Genomic DNA, 22,403 nt, shown 5'->3' on the forward strand with positions numbered 1-22,403 from the left:
GTCCGTTGAACGCCATGGCTGCCGGCTTGCCGACCTCCCGCCGCTCGCGCGGCTTCAATTGCCGGTCGGCGCTGGCCGGCGGGCTGCTGTGTACCGTGCTGGTTACGGCGGCGCACGCCGGCGCGCAAAAGGAAGAAGCCCTGGCCGATTCCGTACGCGGCGCGCTGGCCGCGGCCATTGCCGACAACCGGCCAGTGCGCCCGAGCTTTGTGTCGGGCTCCGAGAAGCTTGGCTACCTGAAATGGCTGGGCGAGATGTCGCGGCGGCTCGAAGCGAAGCTGCCCGACCCACAGGTGCGCGTGGAACTGATCGAGACGGTCTACTACGAGGCCAAGCGGGCTGGCCTGGAGCCGTCCCTGGTATTGGGCCTGGTGCAGGTCGAGAGTGGCTTTCGCAAGTACGCGATCAGCTCGGCCGATGCCCGTGGGCTGATGCAGGTGATGCCGTTCTGGGTACGCGCCATTGGCGATAACGACACGCGCAAGCTGTTCCATCTGCAGAGCAACCTGCGCTATGGCTGCACGATCCTGCGCCACTACCTCGATCGCGAAAACGGCGACCTGTTCCTGGCACTGGGCCGTTACAACGGCAGCCGGGGGCGTCCCGAGTATCCCAATGCGGTACTGGCAGCGTGGAAGCGCTGGCAGTACTCCGAGGCTACGGTGACGATTGCCGGCGATCCCGATGGCGGTGCACCGGCCGCGACTGCCCCGGCGCGCCGCACGTTGCCGCCGGAATCACCTGCTCGCAACCCGTTCTCGCCGCAGCGTCTGGCCAATCCGTCATGACGCGTGACCCTCGCGCAGGCTATTGCGCTTCGTCGCCGGAACTGGAGCAATGGCTCGCCCGGCATATCGAGCAGGGTTTCGATGCCGAGTCGCTGGTGCTGTCGATGCTGCGCTCGGGCTACGACGCCACGTTTGCGCGCGATACGGTCAACGCGGCACTGGGTCATCGTCCTCCGACACGGCAGAAGCCCGCGCCTGCACGGCAGGTGGCACGCAAGCCCGTCGAGCCAACCGTCGCCGCGGCGGCCTCAGGCACCAACGTTTGTCGCCATGAGGGGCGCGAGATACCGATCCTGTTCTCGCTCGAGGCGCCACGCATCCAGCTGCTGCAGAACCTGCTCGACGGCACCGAATGCGATGCGTTGGTGTCGCTGGCGCGCGACCGGCTGCAGCGCTCGCCGGTGGTCAATCCCGATACTGGCGACGAGAACCTGATCGATGCGCGCACCAGCATGGGCGCGATGTTCCAGGTGGGCGAGCATGCGTTGATCCAGCGCATCGAGGCCCGTATCGCCGCCGTGACGGGATTTCCGGTCGATCATGGCGAAGGGCTGCAGATCCTGAACTACAAGCCCGGCGGCGAGTATCAGCCGCATTTCGATTTCTTCAATCCGCAGCGTCCCGGCGAAGCGCGCCAGTTGCGTGTCGGCGGCCAGCGCGTGGCCACGCTCGTGATCTACCTGAACAGTCCGCCCGCCGGCGGCGCCACGGCGTTCCCACGGCTGGGGCTGGAGGTAGCCCCGGTAAAGGGCAATGCGGTGTTCTTCAGCTACAAGCTGCCGGATGGCTCGCTTGACGAGCGCACGCTGCATGCGGGCCTGCCGGTACAGTCGGGCGAGAAGTGGATTGCCACCAAATGGCTGCGCGAACTGCCGTATCGCAGCCGCGGCTAAAGCGCTGCCGGTTCGACCAGTTCCCATTCCCGTACCGGTAGTTATTTGATCAAGTGTATCGGTACTGTATAGGCGGGCGTGCTTAGACTGGGCAGCCGTATAGCCCTTTGCGCGTGCCGTCATGACACTTTCCCTGCTTTCCGACCTGGCCGGCTCCGGCATGCTGCTCGCGCTTGCCGCGTTTGCGCTGGTTTCATCGATCACGCCCGGTCCCAACAATACGATGCTGCTGGCATCGGGTGTCAATTTCGGCCTGCTGCGCACGGTGCCGCACCTGCTGGGTGTGAGCCTGGGCTTTGCCTTCATGGTGGGACTGGTGGGATTGGGCCTCGGCTCGGTATTCACTGCGCTGCCGTGGACGTGGAATGTGTTGCGGGTGGGTGCCACGGCCTATCTGGCATGGCTGGCATGGAAGCTCGCCACCGCGGGCGGCGTGCAGGATCGCGAGGTGGCACGGCCAATGACGTTCCTGCGTGCCGCGGCGTTCCAGTGGGTCAATCCGAAAGCATGGGTGATGGCGGTGGGCGCGTGCAGTGCCTATGTGCTGCATCCCAACATCTGGCTCAATGCGCTGGCCATGGCGGTGGTATTCGCCGTAGTCAACCTGCCCAGCGTTGCCACCTGGGCGGTATTCGGTGCAGCGCTGCGGCGCTGGCTGGCAAATCCGCGCGTGCTGCGCGTATTCAATATTGTCATGGCCTTGCTGCTGCTGGCCTCGCTATGGCCAATTCTTGCTATCCACCCGCACGCAGGGTAAGCCACTAATGGCGCTCCTCCGAAATTGCCACGATGTCGTTGCAACATTGACATATCGCAAGCTGGTCAGAATCGTCTGAACGATAGCCTGTCCCTCCCATCACTGGCGTTACGCCATCTGACTCGGAGGTGGAACATGCTTAAGACGATTCCGATTGCACTGCTCTTTGCTTCATCCACGGCCCACGCACTGGTCATTGCAGAGGCGCCGTTTACGAAGAACGGCGGCGACCTTGGGAATATTCCCGGGACCATCACCCAAGCCAACGAGACCTTGCGCGAGCAAAGTTATGCAAAGGCGTGGCTGGCGGTAGGAAAATTCCGCAGTTGTACCGCGACGTGGATTGGTGACGACGACACCTGGAGCTATTTCCTTACTGCCGCGCGTTGCGTCCCACGCGTTGGCGCCACAGGTGAATTCAGAGGCAAATTCACGGCCTGGAACAATCGAGTGGTCGCCACAGGTGCCGGCTTCGCCTACATCGCCGGCGAGGAACCGCTGGCCGCAGGCCGCAGCCCCGCGGCAGATATCGCCTTGCTCAAGCTGCCACGGCAGCGGCAGATGGTGGACAAATCGGGTATTCCGCTGGACCCGCCAATCCTCGACGACTCCCCGGTCGAAACCGGCAAGCCGGTTATCTTCATCGGCTATGGCGGCTGGGGCGCCGGCGAAAGCCGAAGCCCTGATCTGCCGAGCCCGCAGGTGCCACCTGAAGGCAGCGCTGGGCCGGCACTGCCATCCGGGCAGCGGCCGCTCTACGATTCACGGTCGTTTCTCTATCATGATCCGCAGTCAGGTGCGCGACGCCTGTACGGACGCAGTGTCCTTGACGTGTCGATGCTTGGCGGCCGCATGGTCCGGGCCGGCTACGTGCCGGGCAGCCAGTCGGAGCGCTGGGCGCGTCTGGCACAAGGCGACGCCGGTGCGCCGATGTGGCAGATCCGGGGCAAGCGCCCGGTCATCGTGGCGGTGGGTACTTCCAACGGTGGCCGCGAGTCCAACGGCGTACCCGTCTCGAAATGGGTGGGCTGGATCCGGTCTGTGTATCCGGGCGCGCGATTCCTTTCGACGGTAAAAAGCCAGGGGTGCATCGTCGGCTTGCGCACGGGACAGACGTATTGCATTGAGCCGGGGCAACGCGCGGCAGTGCTTCCCGAGTGGGTGGCAAGACAGGGCATCTACGTTCAGGCCGACAGCGGCGTGTCGGTCGAACTCTCCGGGCGTGGCAATCGCCTGGCCACGTTCATGGGCACGGCGGAGGGCGACAAGCTCGTGGTAAGAAGGGGAGTTCGCGCCGGAGGCGTATTCAGGCGGCCAGAATCGATGGCAGTGACGCACAACAGCGTGCCACTTGGCTGCATCGTGAGCCTGGATTCAGCGGACAAGTACTGCCTGCCGCCAGGGCTCACCACAGCGGAACTGCCCGCCTGGATCAAGGGCCACGACGTGATCGTCGAGGCGGAGACCGGCGCGGCCGTGATGCTTTCGGATGTCAAGAATCTGGCCGAGAACAGGGTTGCCCAGTTTGTCGGCAACGTCGGCAATGCGGAACTCAGGAAAGCCCAGGCCTATAGTGGCGAGATGCTGGATTTCTCGAAGCCTGTTTCGATGCGGGTGGTCCAGCACTGAGCCGGGCGTGAACCGGCAAGGGACCCGGATGGCACCGGGCGCCCTTGTGGCTTCAGCCCGTCAGACCAGCGCGCGGATCGCGCCGAGGTTGCGCCAGTAGCCCTTGACGTCCATGCCGCAGCCAAAGACATAGCGGTCCGGCACCTGGAAGCCGCAGAAGTCCGGGTGCATCGGCTTGACCTTGGTCAGCGTCTTTTCGCACAGCACGGCGGCGTGGAATTCCTTTGCGCCCATGTCCATGATGCGCTCGCGGATTGCCGCCATGGTCTCGCCTTCATCGAGGATGTCGTCGAGCACCAGCACCACGCGGTCCTTGACCGATTCGCGCGGCGCCACGCGCCATTGCATCTCGCCGCCGACGGTCTTGTTGTTGTAGCGCGAAAGGTGGATGTAGTCGAATTCCAGCGGAAACTGCAGCTTGGGCAGCAGCATGCCGGTAAAGACCACGGCGCCGCCCATCACGGACAGCACCAGCGGAAACGCATCGCCCATCTTGTCGGTAATGTCGCTGGCCATGCGGTCCAGCGAGTCCTGCACCTCCTGGGCGCTGACGATTTCCTCGGAGCTGGCCCAGAGTTCGCGGGCCTGTTCGACGGTCATCATGATCGGTGTCCTGTTACGTGTCTTTGCGGGAAGGGTTGGGGCGGCGGGTTACCGGGACAGCTGGTCAGCGGTTGAACAGGCCCTTCATGCCGCCCTTCATGGCGCCCATCTGGCGCATCATCTTCATCATGCCGCCGCCCTTGAGCTTCTTCATCATGCCTTGCATCTGGTCGAACTGGTTCAGCAGGCGGTTCACCTCCTGCACCGGCACGCCGGCACCTGCCGCGATGCGGCGCTTGCGGCTGGCCTTGATCAGTTCGGGCTTGGCGCGCTCGGCGGGCGTCATGCTGTTGATGATGCCTTCCATGCGGCCCACCTGCTTTTCGGCCTGGTCCATGTTGGCACCCTGCGCCTGCTGGGCGAACTGGGCCGGCAGCTTGTCGACCAGGCTGCCCAAGCCGCCCATCTTCTTCATCTGGCCAATTTGCGCCTTGAAGTCTTCCAGGTCGAAGCCGCCCGTCTTCTTGATCTTCTTGGCCAGCTTCTCGGCGGCTTCCATGTCCACGCCGCGCTGGGCTTCCTCCACCAGCGCGAGGATGTCGCCCATGCCCAGGATCCGCTGGGCCATGCGGTCGGCATGGAACGGCTCCAGGCCGTCGAGCTTTTCGCCAACCCCGACGAACTTGATCGGACGTCCCGTGATGTGGCGTACCGACAACGCGGCGCCACCGCGCGCATCGCCGTCCAGCTTTGTCAGCACCACGCCGGTCAGCGGCAGCGCGTCGTTGAACGCCTTCGCGGTGTTCACGGCGTCCTGGCCGAGCATCGCATCGACCACGAACAGCGTTTCGGCAGGTTTGAGCTCGGTGTGCAGCGCGCTGATTTCCTGCATCATCGCTTCGTCGATACCGAGACGGCCGGCCGTGTCGACGATCAGCACATCGTGATAGTGCTTGCGCGCCCAGTCCAGCGCCGCGCGGGCAATGTCCAGGGGCTTCTGGTCAGGTTGCGACGGGAAGAAGTCCGCGCCCACCTGCTCGGACACGGTCTTGAGCTGGGCGATAGCGGCGGGACGATACACGTCGCACGATACCGTCAGCACCTTCTTCTTGCGGTTTTCCTTGAGCCACTTGGCCAGCTTGCCCGAGGTGGTGGTCTTGCCAGCACCCTGCAGGCCGGCCATCAGGATCACGGCGGGCGGCTGGACATTGAGATTGAGCTCGTTGACCTTCGGGTCGGCCAGCGCTTCGTCGCCGCCGATGACCGCGGTCAGTTCACGCTGCACCACGCCCACCAGGGCCTGGCCCGGCGTGAGGCTGCTCACGACATCCTCGCCAAGCGCCTTTTCCTTGACGCGGCTAACGAAATCGCGCACGACCGGCAGCGCCACGTCGGCTTCGAGCATGGCAAGGCGCACTTCGCGCAGCATCTCGGCAGTGTTGGCCTCGGTCAGTCGGGCCTCGCCGCGCATGGTCTTGACGACCCGCGCCAGGCGTTGAGTGAGGTTATCCAGCATGGCAGGAAAGGGGGAGAAATTCGGCTTGAATGCGGGACGCAGCCGGCTTCGCAAGGGCGCTGTGGCGGGAATCCATCGCCAGAACCACCCGTGGTAGCACTAAGGTAAACTGCGCAAATGGCCATTGTACTGTATGCCTTGACGGCAATTCTCTACGGCGGCCTGGCCTTTCACGGCTGGGCAACGCGCAATCCGCAACTGGCGACCGCCGGTGGGGCTCCGGTTGGCCAGCCGGGACGCGCCGGCGCCGCGGCCACGGCTGTGCTGATGCCGCCTGGTGGCAATGGCGTGCGCGCCGAGGGCCAGCCTGCCTGGTGGCATGCGCTGGTGCTGGCCGCGCTGGTCAGCCATGGCGTGCTGTTGCACGAGACCATCTTCCCGGCGGACCACATGATGTTCGGCTTCGCCTTCGCGCTGTCGGCCATGCTGTGGCTGGGCGTGGGCATCTACTGGATCGAGAGCTTCTTTTTCTCGCTGGCTGGCCTCGGGCTGATCGTGTTTCCGGTGGCAATGCTGGCCAGCCTGATACCGCTGGCCTTCCCCGGCGCGCAGATCCTGGGCTACGCCGCGCGACCGCTGTTCAAGCTCCATTTCGTGATCGCCAACGTGGCCTATGGCCTGTTCACGCTGGCGGCATTCCATGCATTCCTGATGTTGCTGGCCGAGCGCCGCCTGCATGGCTTCAAGCGGCCGGCCGGTGGCGAAGACGGTCAGGGCCAGTGGCTGGGCCGCTGGCTCGACCTGCTGCCGCCACTGCTGACACTCGAAAAGCTGTTGTTCCGGCTGATCGCGGCGGGCTTCGTGCTGCTGACGCTGACGATCGTGTCGGGCTTCCTGTTCTCCGAGCAACTGTTTGCGCGTGCGTTCCGCGTGGACCACAAGACGGTCTTCGCGATCATTTCCTGGATGATGTTCGGCGGCATCCTGATCGGGCGGCACTTCCGCGGCTGGCGCGGGCGCGCCGCACTGCGCTGGGTGATCGCATCGTTCGGCATCCTGCTGCTCGCGTATGTAGGCAGCCGCTTCGTGATTGAAGTGGTGCTGCACCGGATCACCTGATTTCCAGGCCGCTGTCCCGGGCCGAACGCTCATCCGAATTCCCGATCCATGGCAAGAATCTTTCTTCTGCTGGCTGTCGTGCTGGTCATCTTCTGGTGGCTGCGCGAGCGCGCCAGCGCACGTCAGGCAGACCAATCGTCGCAGCGCCGGCAGGCGTCGGGCCGCCAGGCGGCCGGCGCCGGGGATGCCATCGAACCGATGGTCCAGTGTGCGCAATGTGGCGTGCATCTGCCGCGCGCCGATGCCATTGCATGGCATGGCCTGCATTACTGCCGCCGCAGCCATCTTCCTGATACGCCGGGCGAGGGCGGCGCATGACGCGGCGGGCATCGGCCTGGTCCACGCTGAGCGGCTGGCGCATGCTGGTCGATCTCTGGCGCCAGCCCGAGCCGCCCGAGTTCCACTGGCGCCTGTTGCGCTATTTCTGCTGGACGCGCCTGGCGGTGGCGCTGCTGCTCGTCGGCTATGCCTGGCTGCCGCTCGAGCGTGCCGCCGCGGGGGTGGCCGTCGTCAGTATGGCCGCCAATGCGCGCACGGCCGCGGCGATTCCGGCGGTAATCCCGTACCTGTGCATCGCCGTGGTGACGCTGCTCGGCACGACTTGGCGGCGCTATTTCCATGTCCGTGTGCGCGCCCAGGTCATCGTCGACCTGGTGTTGCTGTCTGCCGTCTATGTTGTATTGGGGCGCAATGGCAATCACGGCGAAGGGCTGGCGATGATCTTCCTGCTGCCCGCACTCGAGGCCGGGGCGCTTACCAGCCTGCTGTTCGCGCTGTTCACCGCCGCCGTATCGGCGATGCTGGTGATGGCCAATCCGTTCCTGCAGACGCTGCTGGCGCGCCAGGCCGATGCCAACCTGCTGGGCTCGGGCCTGTTCGGGCTGGTGTTCATGATTGCGGCGCTGGTGATGTATATGCTGGCCAATCGCCAGATCGCACAGGAGCAGCTGGCGCTGGCTCGTGAGCAGGAACTGCGGCTGCAGCAGCTGGTGAATCGGCTGATGGTCAACGACATGCAGGATGGCGTGATGCTGGTGCGCGCCAATGGCGTGGTGGTGGCAGCCAATCCCGCGGCCTATGTGCTGCTGGGCGTGCAGCCGCACGAACGTATCCAGGAAGGGCAGGTGCGCGCGGGCGAACGCGACAACGCGTTGTTCGACCTGCGCCGCATTCCGCGCCTGCAGCCATTGATGGAAATGCTGCGCGACTGGATCGGCCGCAAGGATGATGTGCCGCGCATCCTGCAACTGCTGCCGCTGCCGTCGCGCCCCACGCCGGCCCGCAATCCGATGTTGCATACACGCCTGCGCCTGCGTTTCGTGCTGCCGGGTCTGGCCGGACTGCGCTCGACGCTGGGCGGCACGCTGACATCCACCGCAGGCCTCGATACCGCCGGCTGGAACGATATGTCCGCCGAGGGTGCCGCGCGGCTGCGGCTGGCCATTGCGCAGAACGAGGCCATGGCGTGGAGTCCGGAAGACGAGACGCTGCTGCGCAGCGAGATGCGCGATACCGTGCTGGTCCATATCGAAAGCTGGGAGCGCATCGCCGAGCAGGTTCAGCAGGAGAAGCTGGCCGCGATGGGCCGGCTGGTGGCCAGCGTGGCACACCAGATCCGCAATCCGCTGGCCGCCATCAGCCAGGCCAACGAGCTGCTGGCCGACTCGGGCGGTGGCGAGGGCAATATCGATGCGCGGCTGCTGCGCATCATCAGCGACAACGTACGCCGGCTGGACCAGGTGATTTCGGACGTGCTGCAGTTGTCGCGCCGCCCAAAGACGGGCCATAGTGCGATGGACCTGGCCCAGGCGCTGCCAGAGATCGTAGACCGCTGGCGGCTGGAAATGCGCGCGCGCGCCGGCGCCCGCGCCGAATTCAACGCCAATGCGATCCGGGTGGTCGTGGACCTGCAGCGTCCCGTGATTTTCGATACGCCGCAATTGCAGCAAGTGCTGGGCAACCTGCTCGACAACGCGTGGCGGTATTGCAGCCGTTTGCCCGGCTCGATCCGCCTGTTGGCGCATGCGCTGGACCAGCACCATGCCGAACTGATTGTCTGGAACGACGGCGCCGAAGTCACGCGCGAGCAACAGCGCAGCCTGTTCGAGCCGTTTTTCACGAGCAACCCGCAGGGCACCGGGCTGGGCCTGTTCATGGCGCGTGAGCTGTGCGGCGCCAATGATGCCCAGGTGCGCTACGGCACGATCGCGCTCGATGCGCTGCTGGATCGTACCGGAATGCTGGTTGGCGGGGCTCGCGATACACTTCCGGCCAAAGCCTTCGTTCTGACGATGCGTATCGAAACACCTGACGTCGTTGCCGCCTGATCCACGTTGCATCACTACTGACCACCGTCCGCCCATGCCTGCCAGACCGTCTGCTCCCGATCCGATCCTCGTCATCGACGACGAGGCCGACCTGCGCGAGCTGCTCGATATTTCGCTGCGCCGCATGGGGCATGACGTGGTGATGGCCGGATCGCTGGCCGAGGCGCGGGTGCGCCTGGCCGAGCGCCGCTACAGCCTGGTGCTGACCGACATGCGCCTGGGCGATGGGCTTGGCATCGAGATCGTGCGGCAGTTGTCGGCTTCGCCCGAGCGAACGCCGGTGGCGGTGATCACGGCTTACGGCAGTGCCGACAATGCGGTGGACGCGCTCAAGGCCGGCGCGTTCGACTACATCGCCAAGCCGGTGTCGCTGGAACAGTTGCGCACGTTGATCCTGAACGCGCTGGGCCGCCAGCAACGTGCCCCGGCCGATGCCGACGGCACGGGCGCGGCCGAGCCGGGTGACGTTGGCGATCGCGCGGCAGGGCTGCTGCCGGGGTTGTCGGCGGCAATCCACGAAGTGCGCCGTTCACTGTCGCGTCTGGCGCGCAGCATGGCACCCGTGGTGATCAGCGGGGAGTCCGGCAGCGGCAAGGAGCGCGCCGCACGCGCCATCCATGCCATCAGTGCCCGCTCGGCGCACCCGTTCGTGGCCGTGAACTGCGGGGCGATTCCCGAGACGCTGATGGAGGCGGAGTTCTTTGGCCATGTAAAAGGCGCGTTCACGGGAGCCGACGCCGAGCGTGGCGGCTTTTTCCAGGCCGCCCATGGTGGCACGCTGATGCTCGATGAAGTGGCCGACCTGCCGCTGGCCATGCAGGTGAAGCTGCTGCGCGCCTTGCAGGAACGCCGCGTGCGCAAGATTGGCGCCAGCAAGGAAGACATTGTCGATGTGCGCGTGATGTGCGCGAGCCACAAGGACCTGGCGGCTATGGTGGCGGCCGGATCGTTCCGGCAGGATTTGTATTACCGGCTCAATGTGCTCGAACTGCGCATGCCCACGCTGCGCGAGCGCGTCGAGGACGTGCCGGTGCTGGCGCGCGCGATCCTGGAACACCTGGCGGTGCGCTATGGCGATGCGCACCCCAAGCGTCTGTCGCGCGCCGCGCTGGAACGGCTGACGTCCTATCCGTTCCCGGGCAATGTGCGCGAGCTCGAAAACCTGCTCGAACGCGCCTATGCGTTCGCCGAAACCGAAGAAATCGAAGTGGGCGACCTCGGTCCGCTTGACGCGGGCATGGAGCGGGCCAGCCTGCTGCAGGCCGGCATGCCGCATCTGGCGCCGGTGCCAGCTCCGGCGCCAGTGCCGCCAGCGGCTGCCTATCAGCCATGGGGTAGTGCGGCCACGTGGCCTGCGGGCGTTGCGGGGGCAGCGGGAATACCGGCAGTGTCGCCCGCCGAACTGGCGCCGGAACCGGTACCGCTGCAGGCCAGCGTCACCGGCAACGATTCGTTGGCTGCCGCGCTGGCCGATCTCGATTTCCCGATCGATCTTCCGGCGCGACTCGAGGCGGTGGAGCGCGAGTTGATCCTGCGCGCATTGCGGCAGACAGGTTTCAACCGCACTGCCGCTGCGCCGCTGCTGGGCCTGAACTTCCGCCAGTTGCGCTATCGCATCCAGCAGCTTGGAATCCGTGACGAGCGCGAGGGCCGTGGCGAGAGTGCAGACGGTAGCGACATCAGCGACGAGAGTGAAACGCTTGCCGAGGGCCGCGATGCCTGACCGGGTGGCCGCGCACGATTTCCTGCCCGATGGCGAAGGCTGGGTGCCGGCCGCGCGGCGCGCGCCATCGCCGAATTTCGATGCGCGTCCCGCCGGCATGCCGCTGGATGTGGTGGTGATCCACAACATCAGCCTGCCGCCCGGCCAGTTCGGTACCGGCGACATCGAAGCGTTCTTCCAGAACCGCCTCGATGCATCGCGCCACCCGTTCTTCGAAACGATCCACGACGTGCGCGTCTCCGCCCACTTCGTGATCATGCGAGACGGCGAACTCGTGCAGTTCGTTGCCTGTACGCAACGCGCGTGGCACGCCGGCCAGTCGGACTATTGCGGCCGGCAGCGCTGCAACGATTTCTCGATCGGCATCGAGATCGAAGGCGCCGACGACCAGCCCTTCACGCTAGCCCAGTACGACACCGCCGCGGCCTTGGTGGCCGGGCTACGCACCGCCTATCCGATCCAGGGCATCGCTGGCCATAGCGACATCGCCCCAGGCCGCAAGACCGACCCCGGTCCACACTTCGACTGGGACCGCCTCGCCACGCTGGCGCAGTTGCCGGCGACCCTGCTGCCGTATCGGAACAACTGAGCGGCACAACCGAGCGCGGATTCTCATTCGTCGCCTCCAGAATCATCCTTGTCTCATATCCAGACCCGGTGGTCGTCTCTAGCATGACTTGCCTGCTTCATGGCTTCATCAAGAAATCGCAGAAAACCCCGCGTGACGAACTGGCGCTAGCGCGACGACGATTTCGTGCACCTTGCCTCATTCCGGCGCAATGCCGGTACAATCGCGCCCCCTGCGTCCCCATCCTGAGTCACGCTATCGGTGATCCATTCCCATTAAAAAATTTTCGAAATTTTGTGCGCCACCGAACGTGCTGCCGCGAACCCTTGAGGCAGTGCGCTTTGCGGGAATGTGGCGCTGCCGCACTGCCGGCCCGGTTGTCGCATTGGCGCTTGTCAAGACTGGTCATGCAGTCTCTTTTCACTATACTTAGCCCTGATTTTGAGAAGGACCACTACATTTAGTGGTCTGACCGGGGAACCGGCCCCGATGTGGAGTGGGCGGCGCAGCAATATGCGTTGTCTACCTCATATTGGTTAAGGGGCTGGAGCAGTACCTAGAGTCCCTAGCAAAGTGATCGCACGTGAAGTTCAGTTCTCGTTTGGCGTTGCCTGCATCGAGTGTCTTCTGAAGCGCATTTTGCTAGGGACTTTGTCATCTTCATTACAAGTCTTCAATACAAGGGTTAAAACAGGAGTTACCTCATGCAAACGGCCCAAAACGAACAAAACACTGGCGTGGCTGGCGCAACTGGCATTGCCGGCGCAGCCGGCGGCACTTCGCAGCAGATCCCCGCCGCTGCAGGCGTTTCCTATCAGGACTACAAGCTGATCCGTCGCAACGGCGCGGTGGTGGCGTTCGAGCCGAACAAGATTGCCGTGGCCATGACCAAGGCGTTCCTGGCCGTCAACGGTGGCCAGGGTGCGGCATCCGCGCGCGTGCGCGAGATCGTCGAGCAACTGACCCAGAACGTGGTGCGCGCACTGGTGCGCAGCCGTCCGAGCGGCGGCACGTTCCATATCGAAGACGTGCAGGATCACGCGGAACTGGCGCTGATGCGCTCGGGCGAACATGAGGTAGCCCGCGCCTACGTGCTGTACCGTGAAAAGCGTACGCAGGAACGCGCGCAAGCCAATGCACAGGCCGTGGCGCGTGTGCAACAGAGCGGTGTGTCGTTCAATGTGACCGACAACGGCACCACCCATCCGCTGGACCTGGTGGCGCTGCATGCGCTGATCGACAACGCCTGCGGTGGCCTGGGCGACGCCGTGAGCGCCGAGCCGATCCTGAAGGAAACGCTCAAGAACCTGTACGACGGCGTGCCGATGACGCAGGTCTACGACTCGGCCATCCTGGCCGCGCGTACGCTGATCGAGAAAGACCCGGCCTACAGCCAGGTGACCGCCCGTATCCTGCTGCACACGATCCGCAAGGAAATCCTGGGCACCGAAGTGACCCAGGCCGAAATGTCGACGAAGTACGCAGAGTACTTCCCGAAGTTCATCGCCCGCGGTATCGAAGCCGAGCTGCTCGACGAGAAGCTGGCCACGTACGACCTGGCCCGCCTGGGCGCCGCGCTGGACGCCTCGCGCGACTTCCAGTTCAACTACCTGGGCCTGCAGACGCTGTACGACCGTTACTTCCTGCACGTCGATGAAGTGCGCATCGAAATGCCGCAGGCATTCTTCATGCGCGTGGCCATGGGCCTGGCGCTGGAAGAGGCCGACCGTGAAGCCCGTGCCATCGAGTTCTACCAACTGCTGTCGTCGTTCGACTTCATGTCGTCCACGCCGACGCTGTTCAACTCGGGTACGCGCCGTTCGCAGCTGTCGTCGTGCTACCTGACCACGGTATCTGACGACCTGGAAGGCATCTACGAAGCGCTGAAGGAAAACGCGCTGCTGTCGAAGTTTGCCGGCGGCCTGGGCAACGACTGGACCAATGTGCGCGCGCTGGGTTCGCACATCAAGGGCACCAACGGCAAGTCGCAAGGCGTGGTGCCGTTCCTGAAGGTGGTCAACGACACGGCCGTGGCCGTGAACCAGGGCGGCAAGCGCAAGGGCGCGGTCTGCGCGTACCTGGAAACGTGGCACCTGGACATCGAGGAATTCCTCGAGCTGCGCAAGAACACCGGCGACGACCGTCGCCGCACGCATGACATGAACACGGCCAACTGGATTCCGGACCTGTTCATGAAGCGCGTGATGGAAGGCGGCGAATGGACGCTGTTCTCGCCGGCTTCCTGCCCGGACCTGCACGACAAGGTGGGCAAGGCTTTCGAGCAGGCCTACCTGGGCTACGAGGCCAAGGCCGCCAATGGCGAACTGAAGCTGTTCAAGAAGGTGCCGGCGCAACAACTGTGGCGCAAGATGCTGGGCATGCTGTTCGAGACCGGCCACCCGTGGATCACGTTCAAGGATCCGTGCAACATCCGCAGCCCGCAGCAGCACATCGGCGTGGTCCACAGCTCGAACCTGTGCACGGAAATCACGCTGAACACGAACGACAGCGAGATCGCCGTGTGCAACCTGGGTTCGGTGAACCTGCTGGCACACCTGAAGCAGCAGGCCGATGGCACCCATGTGCTCGACCACGCCAAGCTGCAGAAGACGATCCGTACCGCGATGCGCATGCTCGACAACGTGATCGACATCAACTACTACGCAGTGGAGAAGGCTCGCAATTCGAACCTGCGCCACCGCCCGGTAGGCATGGGCATCATGGGCTTCCAGGATTGCCTGCACGTACTGCGCACGCCGTACGCCAGCGACGCCGCTGTGAAGTTCGCCGACACGTCGATGGAAGCGGTCTGCTACTACGCCTACCACGCCTCGACCGAACTGGCCGAAGAGCGCGGCCGCTACAGCACGTATGAGGGTTCGCTGTGGGACCGAGGCATCCTGCCGCAGGATTCGCTGAAGCTGCTCGCCGAAGAGCGCGGTGGCTACCTGGAAGTGGATTCGTCGTCGACGATGGACTGGGATTCGCTGCGCGGACGCATCAAGCAGCACGGCATGCGCAATTCGAACTGCATCGCGATCGCACCGACCGCGACCATCTCGAACATCATCGGCGTGTCCGCCTGCATCGAACCGACGTTCCAGAACCTGTACGTGAAGTCGAACCTGTCGGGCGAGTTCACGGTGGTGAATGACTTCCTGGTGCGTGACCTGAAGTCGCGCGGCCTGTGGGACGAAGTGATGGTCGCCGACCTGAAGTACTTCGACGGTTCGCTGGCCCGTATCGACCGCATTCCGCAAGACCTGCGCGATATCTACGCCACCGCGTTCGAAGTGGAACCGTCCTGGCTCGTGGAGGCTGCAAGCCGCCGCCAGAAGTGGATCGACCAGGCCCAGTCGCTGAACATTTACATGGCTGGTGCATCGGGCAAGAAGCTCGACGACACCTACAAGCTGGCATGGCTGCGCGGCCTGAAGACCACGTACTACCTGCGTACCATGGCCGCCACGCACGTGGAGAAGTCCACCGTGTCGCGCGGTTCGCTGAATGCGGTGTCGTCGGGTGCCGACGGCCAGTCGGGTATCGATGCGGCCGCCGCATCGGCCCCGGCCATGCCGGAAGCCGAAGGCGCGGTCTGCACGATGCGCCCGGGCGACCCTGGTTTCGAAGAGTGCGAAGCCTGCCAGTAACTTATTGAATCACCCTCGGTCTGCTCCCCTCTCCCGCCCATGCGGGAGAGGGGCCGGGGGAGAGGGCCGGCGCCGGAAGTTGCCTCAGGCGCGCCCGAAGCCGCCCCTATATCGAATATCCGGAGAAACAACATGCTGAGCTGGGACGACGACGTTCAAGCCACCCCGCAGGCCGCACCGCAGCCTGCCCTGCAACCTGCCGTCCCGGCCGCTACCGCCGACCAGCAAGGTGTACTGCCGCCGGCGGCCACCGCGCCGTCGGGCATCCTCGGCAACAATCCGAACGCCGCCGCCGCGCAAAGCTCGCGCCGTGTGAACGCCGCCGACAAGCGCGTGATCAACGGTGCCACCGACGTGAACCAGCTGGTGCCGTTCAAGTACAAGTGGGCGTGGGAAAAGTACCTGGCCGGTTGCGCCAACCACTGGATGCCGCAGGAAATCAACATGTCGCGCGACATCGCCCTGTGGAAAGACCCGAACGGGCTGACCGAGGACGAGCGCCGCATCATCAAGCGCAACCTGGGCTTCTTCGTGACGGCCGACTCGCTGGCCGCCAACAACATCGTGCTGGGCACCTACCGCCAGATCACGGCGCCGGAATGCCGTCAGTACCTGCTGCGCCAGGCCTTCGAAGAGGCCATCCACACGCATGCCTACCAGTACATCGTGGAATCGCTCGGCCTGAACGAAGCCGAGATCTTCAACGCGTACCATGAAGTGCAGTCGATCCGCGACAAGGACGAGTTCCTGATTCCGTTCATCGACACGCTGACCGATCCGTCGTTCAAGACCGGCACGCCCGAGAACGACCAGAAGCTGCTCAAGAGCCTGATCGTGTTTGCCTGCATCATGGAAGGCCTGTTCTTCTACGTGGGCTTCACGCAGATCCTGGCCATGGGCCGCCAGAACAAGATGACCGGTGCCGCCGAGCAGTACCAGTACATCCTGCGCGACGAATCGCTGCACTGCAATTTCGGTATCGACCTGATCAACCAGATCAAGCTCGAGAACCCGCACCTGTGGACCGCCGAGTTCAAGGCCGAGATCACCGAACTGTTCAAGAAGGCCGTGGACCTGGAATACCGCTACGCCGAGGACACCATGCCGCGCGGCGTGCTGGGCCTGAACGCGCCGATGTTCAAGGGCTACCTGCGCTTCATCTGCAACCGCCGCTGCCAGCAGATCGGCCTGGATCAGCTGTTCCCGAACGAGGAAAACCCGTTCCCGTGGATGAGCGAGATGATCGACCTGAAGAAGGAACGCAACTTCTTCGAAACCCGCGTGATCGAGTATCAGACCGGCGGCGCCTTGTCCTGGGATTGATTGACGTAGTAGATTGATTCAAGAAGGTTGAAGGGTCGGCTGCAAAAAGCAGCCAGAACGGGTGAAGAGCGGACATCGGGCGGGAGCCCGGTGTCCGTTTTTCTTTTGCAGGTCCGGCAGGCTGAGAATGCCGGGCCCGCTACGGTTTCCCGGATCTCAATCCGCCGTCGCGCCCGACCGTTTCACTACCGGCGCCCACTTCCTGATTTCGCTATCCACGAACTTGCCGGTTTCGGCCGGTGTCATGGGCATGGGTTCGGAGCCGCGGTCCGTGATGAACTTCTGCAGTTCGGGCGATTGCAGCGCCTTGACGGTTTCCGAATTGAGCTGGCTGACGATTGCCGGTGGAGTGCCTGCCGGTGCCAGCATCACGGCCCAGCCAAGCGCCTCGAATCCGGGCACGCCTTGCTCACGCACGCTGGGTACCGCGGGCAGTTGCGGCACGCGCTTCGCAGTCGTGACGGCCAGCGGCACGGCCTTGCCGCTCTGGATCAGCGGCAGCGCGGCGGTCACCGAGTCCACCATCAGCGGAATCTGGTTGCCGAGGAAGTCGGCCTGCGCGGGGCCGCTGCCCTTGTACGGGATATGGACCATGAACGTGCCGGTCTGCGCCTTGAGCATTTCGGCGGACAGATGCTGCGTGCCGCCGATGCCGGCGCTGGCGTAGCTGTACTTGCCCGGCGCGGCCTTGGCCTTGGCAATCAGGTCACGCAATGATGTAAAGCCGGACTGCGGCGTGGCCAGGAAGATCAGCGGCACCGAGAATACGCCGGACACCGGTGCGAAGTCCTGGCGCGGGTCGTAGTTGAGCTTTTTGTACAGTGTCTGGTTGATGGCCATTGCGCTGCCGGCCATCACGATCGTGTAGCCGTCGGCCGGTGCCTTGGCGGCGACCTCCATGCCGATATTGCCGCCGGCGCCCGCGCGGTTTTCCACGATCACGGACTGGCCGAGTTGCTTGCCGAGCTTCTCGGCCAGCGCGCGCGCAAAGATATCGGTGGCTTGTCCTGGCGGAAACGGCACGATCAGCTTGATCGGGCGCTCGGGCCAGGCGGCGTGGGCGGTGCTGGCGACGGCCAGCAGCAGGGCGGCCAGCGACAAGCTGGCGGGGCGGTGCGACGACTTCAAGTTTCTCTCCTCAACTGGGTGGGTTGCCGATGACGTTTCTTTCCGTGGCGTCTTTGTTATTTGACGAGATTCTACGCCCCGCGTCGTTTTCAGAATCGGCTCACAGACTTGTGCGGGTGGTGTGCCTACGATCGTCGGCAGACATCACCAAGGAGAGCCACGATGCGAGCCGTTGTTTTACACAATCTGGGTGAGGCACCACGCTTCACCACGTTTCATGATCCCGAGCCCCGCGATGGGGAAGTTCTGGTGCGCGTTGGTGCCGCAGTGCTCCGTCCGGTGGACATCGCCATATCGCGCGGCGAGCATCCGCGCATGCCGTTGCAGTTGCCTTATATCTGCGGGCACGACGGGATTGGCTATCTCGCCGGCGGGCAACGCGTCTATTTTCGGGCGAGCCGCAGTCCGTTCGGTGCGATGGCCGAGTACGTGCCGGCGGAGTGGGTCGTACCGGTTCCTGACGGTGTGGACACGGCGCAGGCCGCGGCGCTGGTTGGCCCTGCGTTGACGGCGTGGATGCCACTGGCGGTGCGCGCGGACCTGGAGCCCGGCGAGACGGTGCTGGTGCTCGGCGCTTCGGGCGTGGTGGGGCGCCTGGCGGTGCAGGCCGCGCGCCTGCAGGGCGCGGGGCGCGTGATCGCGGCAGGCCATCGCATCGACCTGCTGACGCCGCTTGGGGCCGACGGGCTGATCGATCTCGGGCAGGCGCCCAGCGTGCTGCAGCACGCGTTTGCCTCATGTGCCGCCGATGGCATCGATGTGGTACTCGATTTCGTCTGGGGGGAAACGCTGGAGTTGCTGCTCTCGGCACTGATCGAGACGCCGGGCTCGCCGGCATTGTCCGAGTACCGTGGCATCCGTGTGGTGTCCGTGGTGGATCGTGCGGCGGGCAGCGTGATGATCGCGCCCACCGCATTGCGGGACTCGCGCGCGGTGCTGATGGGATGCGGGCCGGCCAATCATCCTCCGGCCGAAGGCCTGATGCTGCTGGTCGAAGAGATCCTGGCCTGCATGCGCAGTGGCCATCTGGTGCTCGAAACCGAGCAGGTGCCAATGGCCGACGTGGCCACTGCGTGGCGGCAGACCGGCGAGCCCGAGCGTCGTATCGTGCTGACGCTCGACTAGGTTCGATTCAGGCCGCCCCGGCTCGACCCGGCTCGCAGTCGACGGCGGCTCAGGCCGCCTTGCGCTCTTCGGCGGGGGTAGCCATGCCTTCGGCCTTGCGTTCGCCACCCAGTGCCTCGGTCAGGTCGGTCAGCAGGCCCGCCAGTTCACCGGCCATCAGCGCGAAATCGGCGTCGAAGCGTTCGTCTTCGTCATGGAGCGAGGCATCGGCCTGTTCCTTGATGACGTCGAGCGGGTTCACGCGCTTCACGGCCAGTGCGTCGGTCAGCACGAACGACACACGGTCGTTCCACGTCATGGCCAGCCGGGTGCAACGCTTGCCCGCGGCAATATGACGGGCCAGGTCTTCGGGGTCGAGCGGATGGCGCACGTAGCGTACGGTTGCCTTGGTTTCGCTGCTCGACTGCAGTTCGATTTCCTGGTCGACCGTGAAGCCGGCCGGTGCGGTGTCGGTGGCGAGCCATTCCGTCATGGCGGCCACGGGCGACAGGTTGACCTGCAGGCCGACCACGGGCAACGGGTCGATGGCCTTGAACAGCATGCCGCGCACTTCGTCGGCCTTGGCGGTGCCGGCGGCATCGATGGCCAGCCAGCCATTCACGGGGTCGATCCAGACGCGGGTATCACGGCGAATGCTGAACGCGCGCGGCAGCAGTTCCTCGGTGATCTGTTCCTTGAGTTCCTTGAGCTGCTTGCGTCCCGGCTTGAAGCCTTGTTGTTCTTCGAGTTCGGCGGCGCGTGCCTTGGTCACCTGGTTGACCACGGTAGCCGGCAGCAGCTTCTTTTCGGTGCGCAGCACCAGCAACATCTGTTTGTTGACGCAGTGCACAAGCTGGTCGTTGTCGCGCGGCGATGCCCAGCCCTGGGTCTGCATCTCGAGGCTGGTGCCCGGGTAGAACGCGTGCTTGGCCAGGCCGGCCTCGACGTCCTCGGCGCTCAGCGTCCACGGGGCGGAAAAACGATGAATCTGGAGATTCTTGAACCACATGAGAATTCGGCCTCGCGTACGGGTTGGAAAATTGGCAAGGGACGAATTCTAACGGTTCGGAGCCGGTGCGCAGCCGGAGATGATGTAAAGAAAAAACGTCCATCGCGCAGCATGCCGGATGCCGCACGATGGACGTTTGCAGGTCCGCGCCGGCATGTCGCCGGCGCACGCTATCAGATATCGAGCTTCGAGATCTTGGTGCCTTCGAGGCTTAGCCCGGCCATCAGGCCTGCGTTGGTCATGGCAAAGCCAATGATCGGCTGCTGCGCCGTATTGGTGTCGATCTGGCCGTTCGCACCGATTGTGGCCAATGCCACGGTGGCGTCGGCGCCGACCTGCCAGCCACTGCTACGCACGAACTTGTCGTAGGCTTCCTGCGTCATGAACATCAGGATGAACGCCTTCGACTGGGCCCCGATCTGCCAGCCGACGGAGCCGGAAATGGCGCGGTAGTAGCCACGGTTGGCACCGCCCGAGCGCAGCACGCCGTCCCCATATTCGCCACCGACGATAAACCCTGCCGACAGCAGTTTCGGGAAAATCAGGATGCCCTTGGCCTTGGCGCCGAGGTCCCGCGCACTATTGGTCGTGGAATAGAGCCGGTTCAGGGTATCGGTGGCGCCAGTATCGATCTCGCGACGCTTGGACGCTGCATCGCCTGAATCTTTCGGTCCCGTAAAGCTACAACCTGTGAGCGACATGGCGCCCAGTGACAGACCAGTGAGGCCGACAAGACCAGCACTGCCGGCGGACAGGAAGGTTCGACGTTTCATTATTTCCTCCAGGAGGGGTCGTGTGTTGCAACCGCCTCTACAGCATAGGCGGGCAGAGCACATCCGCCAATGCGATGTTGTCTGACACAGGGGTGGTGGGCCTCTGACATGACATAGTCATACTTTCTTGCAAATCGTTGGAACTTATTCCGGAACCCGAATAAGTCGACCGTGTCTTTGAAGCATGCATACGTCAATCGTCCCCACCAAGTCCGCCGGCCACGCCGCTCCTCAATCCCAACTCGCAGAGAATGGCGCGATGCAACATCGGCGCATGCGCCCGGCAGGCCGCGTTGCTGCGTTCGCCGTACCGCTGACGGCGCTGCTGCTGGCCGCATGCTCGTCTCAGCCATCCGTCCAGACGCCAGAGGCCCAGCAGGAAGTCGCGCAAATGAATTCCGGCTGGCAGGCCGAACGTGCCAAGTACATGGATTGCGTCCAGGACAAGGCGGGTGACGGTGCCAAGGGCAAAGGCACGTCCAAGGAAGTTGCCGCGGGGGCCATCGATGCCTGCAAGGACCAATTGAAGGTCATGCACGATGCCTTCCAGTCCTACCTTTCCGCCCAGATGAGCTCGGCCCACGGCCAGTCCAGTGCGCGCCAGGCAGCGGACCGCGTTACCACCGATACCCGCGAGAAAGCGCGCACCTACCTGACGCGTTACGTCGAGGTGGAGCGTTACAAGGCTGGCCAGCGCTGATTGAGCGAAGCGCTCGGGCCGGACAGCCCTTCACAGCATGGCAAGCGGCTGCGCATGGCGCGGTGGCGGGAACAGCTTGTCCAGTTCGGACAGTTGTTCCGGCGTCAGCGTCATGTCCAGCGCGCGCAGGTTTTCACGCAGACGGTCGCGGTGTCGGGTCTTCGGAATCGCGATGATGTCGTCAAATGTCAGCAACCATGCCAGCGCCGCCTGCGCGCTGGTCATGCCGTGTTGCTGTGCAAAACGCTGTAGCCCCGGATTGCGCAACAGTCGCGCCTGCTCGATCGGCGAGTAAGCCATCACCGGCACATTGCGCTCGCGCATCCACGGCAGCAGGTCGTATTCGATGCCGCGACGGCTCAGGTTGTAGAGCAACTGATTCACGGTCGTGGCGTCGCCACCCGGTACGTCCCAGAATTCCTCCATATCGGCCAGATCCAGATTGCTGACGCCGAAATGGCGGATCTTGCCTGCTCGCTGCAGCGCCAGGAATGCCTCGATGGTTTCCTCGAACGGCACGTCGCCACGCCAGTGCAACAGGTACAGGTCCAGTCGATCGGTGCCCAGCCGGCGCAGGCTGCGTTCGCAGGCGGCCACGGTGCCCTTGCGGCTGGCATTGTGCGGGTAGACCTTGCTGACCAGGAAGGCATCGTCGCGGCGCCCGGCCAGTGCTTCGCCGATCAGCGATTCCGATAGCCCTTCGCCATACATTTCAGCCGTGTCGATCAGGCGCAGGCCCATGTCCAGGCCCGTCTGCAGCGTGGCAATTTCCTCGTCGCGCGTGTTGCGGTCATCGCCGATATTCCAGGTGCCCATGCCCAGCGCGGGAATGCGCTCGCCGTCGGGCAGCGTGACGTGCTTCATCATGCTGCGCGGGAAACCTCGGACTTCAGTCCGGGGATGGATAGCGCGG

General features: G+C 64.3%; 20 protein-coding genes. 14 read left to right on the forward strand and 6 right to left on the reverse strand.

Annotation, left to right across the window (positions count from 1 at the left end; all coding sequences use genetic code 11):
* Nucleotides 1-14 precede the first annotated feature (14 nt).
* The 4 genes from ACO550_RS32260 to ACO550_RS32275 all read left to right on the forward strand — a co-directional run bounded on the left by ACO550_RS32260 (nt 15) and on the right by ACO550_RS32275 (nt 4,067).
* On the forward strand, nt 15-788 hold the full coding sequence (locus ACO550_RS32260) for a transglycosylase SLT domain-containing protein (protein WP_315596391.1): 774 nt from the start codon (nt 15-17) through the stop codon (nt 786-788).
* On the forward strand, nt 785-1,681 hold the full coding sequence (locus tag ACO550_RS32265) for a 2OG-Fe(II) oxygenase (RefSeq protein WP_315596390.1): 897 nt from the start codon (nt 785-787) through the stop codon (nt 1,679-1,681). Before ACO550_RS32260 ends, ACO550_RS32265 begins: the two co-directional genes overlap by 4 nt.
* A 121-nt stretch (nt 1,682-1,802) precedes the next feature.
* Complete coding sequence (locus ACO550_RS32270; protein WP_315596389.1) at nt 1,803-2,438, forward strand: LysE family transporter; 636 nt, start codon at nt 1,803-1,805, stop codon at nt 2,436-2,438.
* A 135-nt stretch (nt 2,439-2,573) separates the two neighbouring features.
* A complete protein-coding gene (locus ACO550_RS32275) occupies nt 2,574-4,067 on the forward strand; it encodes a hemolysin (RefSeq protein WP_315596388.1) in 1,494 nt (497 codons plus the stop codon).
* Between the two features lie 60 nt (nt 4,068-4,127).
* Here ACO550_RS32275 and ACO550_RS32280 read toward each other — a convergent pair whose 3' ends face one another.
* Together ACO550_RS32280 and ffh are read right to left on the reverse strand one after the other, a co-directional pair.
* Nucleotides 4,128-4,670 (reverse strand): hypoxanthine-guanine phosphoribosyltransferase, encoded by a 543-nt coding sequence (locus tag ACO550_RS32280; RefSeq protein WP_315596387.1) that lies wholly within the window; start codon nt 4,668-4,670, stop codon nt 4,128-4,130.
* 64 nt (nt 4,671-4,734) lie between these two features.
* Nucleotides 4,735-6,126, reverse strand: a complete 1,392-nt coding sequence (gene ffh / locus ACO550_RS32285; protein WP_315596386.1) for a signal recognition particle protein — start codon at nt 6,124-6,126, stop codon at nt 4,735-4,737.
* Between the two features lie 117 nt (nt 6,127-6,243).
* Between ffh and ACO550_RS32290 the strand changes: the two genes are divergently transcribed.
* The 8 genes from ACO550_RS32290 (at nt 6,244) to ACO550_RS32325 (ending at nt 16,776) form a co-directional block, all read left to right on the forward strand.
* Nucleotides 6,244-7,185, forward strand: a complete 942-nt coding sequence (locus ACO550_RS32290; protein ID WP_315596385.1) for a cytochrome C assembly family protein — start codon at nt 6,244-6,246, stop codon at nt 7,183-7,185.
* A gap of 48 nt (nt 7,186-7,233) precedes the next feature.
* A complete protein-coding gene (locus ACO550_RS32295; RefSeq protein WP_315596384.1) occupies nt 7,234-7,503 on the forward strand; it encodes a PP0621 family protein in 270 nt (89 codons plus the stop codon).
* The gene (locus ACO550_RS32300) at nt 7,500-9,512 is read left to right on the forward strand and encodes a sensor histidine kinase (protein ID WP_315596383.1); all 2,013 of its coding nucleotides are present in this window, start codon (nt 7,500-7,502) and stop codon (nt 9,510-9,512) included. The genes ACO550_RS32295 and ACO550_RS32300 overlap by 4 nt, the downstream gene beginning before the upstream one ends.
* A 34-nt stretch (nt 9,513-9,546) precedes the next feature.
* Nucleotides 9,547-11,235: a sigma 54-interacting transcriptional regulator gene (locus tag ACO550_RS32305; RefSeq protein WP_315596382.1), complete on the forward strand. Its 1,689-nt coding sequence runs from the start codon at nt 9,547-9,549 to the stop codon at nt 11,233-11,235.
* The gene (gene ampD, locus ACO550_RS32310; protein ID WP_315596381.1) at nt 11,228-11,824 is read left to right on the forward strand and encodes a 1,6-anhydro-N-acetylmuramyl-L-alanine amidase AmpD; all 597 of its coding nucleotides are present in this window, start codon (nt 11,228-11,230) and stop codon (nt 11,822-11,824) included. The genes ACO550_RS32305 and ampD overlap by 8 nt, the downstream gene beginning before the upstream one ends.
* A gap of 83 nt (nt 11,825-11,907) precedes the next feature.
* Nucleotides 11,908-12,267 carry a type II toxin-antitoxin system RelE/ParE family toxin gene (locus ACO550_RS32315; RefSeq protein ID WP_485995075.1) on the forward strand — a complete coding sequence of 120 codons (360 nt, stop codon included), beginning with the start codon at nt 11,908-11,910 and terminating at the stop codon, nt 12,265-12,267.
* A gap of 240 nt (nt 12,268-12,507) precedes the next feature.
* A complete protein-coding gene (locus ACO550_RS32320; protein WP_315596380.1) occupies nt 12,508-15,453 on the forward strand; it encodes a ribonucleoside-diphosphate reductase subunit alpha in 2,946 nt (981 codons plus the stop codon).
* A gap of 132 nt (nt 15,454-15,585) precedes the next feature.
* Complete coding sequence (locus ACO550_RS32325) at nt 15,586-16,776, forward strand: ribonucleotide-diphosphate reductase subunit beta (RefSeq protein WP_315596379.1); 1,191 nt, start codon at nt 15,586-15,588, stop codon at nt 16,774-16,776.
* A 156-nt stretch (nt 16,777-16,932) separates the two neighbouring features.
* Here ACO550_RS32325 and ACO550_RS32330 read toward each other — a convergent pair whose 3' ends face one another.
* Nucleotides 16,933-17,904 carry a tripartite tricarboxylate transporter substrate binding protein gene (locus ACO550_RS32330; protein ID WP_315596378.1) on the reverse strand — a complete coding sequence of 324 codons (972 nt, stop codon included), beginning with the start codon at nt 17,902-17,904 and terminating at the stop codon, nt 16,933-16,935.
* Between the two features lie 162 nt (nt 17,905-18,066).
* Between ACO550_RS32330 and ACO550_RS32335 the strand changes: the two genes are divergently transcribed.
* Nucleotides 18,067-19,029 carry a zinc-binding alcohol dehydrogenase family protein gene (locus tag ACO550_RS32335; RefSeq protein WP_315596377.1) on the forward strand — a complete coding sequence of 321 codons (963 nt, stop codon included), beginning with the start codon at nt 18,067-18,069 and terminating at the stop codon, nt 19,027-19,029.
* A gap of 49 nt (nt 19,030-19,078) precedes the next feature.
* Here the strand turns inward: ACO550_RS32335 and ACO550_RS32340 are convergent, their stop codons facing one another.
* Nucleotides 19,079-20,017, reverse strand: coding sequence for a recombination-associated protein RdgC (locus tag ACO550_RS32340; protein ID WP_315596376.1), 939 nt, complete (start codon nt 20,015-20,017; stop codon nt 19,079-19,081).
* A 173-nt stretch (nt 20,018-20,190) separates the two neighbouring features.
* Nucleotides 20,191-20,790, reverse strand: coding sequence for a BPSL1445 family SYLF domain-containing lipoprotein (locus ACO550_RS32345; RefSeq protein ID WP_315596375.1), 600 nt, complete (start codon nt 20,788-20,790; stop codon nt 20,191-20,193).
* Between the two features lie 184 nt (nt 20,791-20,974).
* Between ACO550_RS32345 and ACO550_RS32350 the strand changes: the two genes are divergently transcribed.
* Nucleotides 20,975-21,490: a hypothetical protein gene (locus ACO550_RS32350; RefSeq protein ID WP_315596374.1), complete on the forward strand. Its 516-nt coding sequence runs from the start codon at nt 20,975-20,977 to the stop codon at nt 21,488-21,490.
* A gap of 30 nt (nt 21,491-21,520) precedes the next feature.
* Here the strand turns inward: ACO550_RS32350 and ACO550_RS32355 are convergent, their stop codons facing one another.
* On the reverse strand, nt 21,521-22,354 hold the full coding sequence (locus ACO550_RS32355) for an aldo/keto reductase (RefSeq protein WP_315596433.1): 834 nt from the start codon (nt 22,352-22,354) through the stop codon (nt 21,521-21,523).
* Nucleotides 22,355-22,403 lie beyond the last annotated feature (49 nt).

The sequence above is a fragment of the Cupriavidus sp. genome (assembly GCF_057315035.1).

What these genes read in the sequence shown, in the direction of transcription:
- ACO550_RS32260 (WP_315596391.1), top strand. Translation starts at nt 15, where the DNA reads ATGGCTGCCGGCTTGCCGACCTCCCGCCGCTCGCGCGGCTTCAATTGC.
- ACO550_RS32265 (WP_315596390.1), top strand. Translation starts at nt 785, where the DNA reads ATGACGCGTGACCCTCGCGCAGGCTATTGCGCTTCGTCGCCGGAACTG.
- ACO550_RS32270 (WP_315596389.1), top strand. Translation starts at nt 1,803, where the DNA reads ATGACACTTTCCCTGCTTTCCGACCTGGCCGGCTCCGGCATGCTGCTC.
- ACO550_RS32275 (WP_315596388.1), top strand. Translation starts at nt 2,574, where the DNA reads ATGCTTAAGACGATTCCGATTGCACTGCTCTTTGCTTCATCCACGGCC.
- ACO550_RS32280 (WP_315596387.1), bottom strand. Translation starts at nt 4,670, where the DNA reads ATGATGACCGTCGAACAGGCCCGCGAACTCTGGGCCAGCTCCGAGGAA.
- ffh (WP_315596386.1), bottom strand. Translation starts at nt 6,126, where the DNA reads ATGCTGGATAACCTCACTCAACGCCTGGCGCGGGTCGTCAAGACCATG.
- ACO550_RS32290 (WP_315596385.1), top strand. Translation starts at nt 6,244, where the DNA reads ATGGCCATTGTACTGTATGCCTTGACGGCAATTCTCTACGGCGGCCTG.
- ACO550_RS32295 (WP_315596384.1), top strand. Translation starts at nt 7,234, where the DNA reads ATGGCAAGAATCTTTCTTCTGCTGGCTGTCGTGCTGGTCATCTTCTGG.
- ACO550_RS32300 (WP_315596383.1), top strand. Translation starts at nt 7,500, where the DNA reads ATGACGCGGCGGGCATCGGCCTGGTCCACGCTGAGCGGCTGGCGCATG.
- ACO550_RS32305 (WP_315596382.1), top strand. Translation starts at nt 9,547, where the DNA reads ATGCCTGCCAGACCGTCTGCTCCCGATCCGATCCTCGTCATCGACGAC.
- ampD (WP_315596381.1), top strand. Translation starts at nt 11,228, where the DNA reads ATGCCTGACCGGGTGGCCGCGCACGATTTCCTGCCCGATGGCGAAGGC.
- ACO550_RS32315 (WP_485995075.1), top strand. Translation starts at nt 11,908, where the DNA reads ATGACTTGCCTGCTTCATGGCTTCATCAAGAAATCGCAGAAAACCCCG.
- ACO550_RS32320 (WP_315596380.1), top strand. Translation starts at nt 12,508, where the DNA reads ATGCAAACGGCCCAAAACGAACAAAACACTGGCGTGGCTGGCGCAACT.
- ACO550_RS32325 (WP_315596379.1), top strand. Translation starts at nt 15,586, where the DNA reads ATGCTGAGCTGGGACGACGACGTTCAAGCCACCCCGCAGGCCGCACCG.
- ACO550_RS32335 (WP_315596377.1), top strand. Translation starts at nt 18,067, where the DNA reads ATGCGAGCCGTTGTTTTACACAATCTGGGTGAGGCACCACGCTTCACC.
- ACO550_RS32340 (WP_315596376.1), bottom strand. Translation starts at nt 20,017, where the DNA reads ATGTGGTTCAAGAATCTCCAGATTCATCGTTTTTCCGCCCCGTGGACG.
- ACO550_RS32345 (WP_315596375.1), bottom strand. Translation starts at nt 20,790, where the DNA reads ATGAAACGTCGAACCTTCCTGTCCGCCGGCAGTGCTGGTCTTGTCGGC.
- ACO550_RS32350 (WP_315596374.1), top strand. Translation starts at nt 20,975, where the DNA reads ATGCATACGTCAATCGTCCCCACCAAGTCCGCCGGCCACGCCGCTCCT.
- ACO550_RS32355 (WP_315596433.1), bottom strand. Translation starts at nt 22,354, where the DNA reads ATGAAGCACGTCACGCTGCCCGACGGCGAGCGCATTCCCGCGCTGGGC.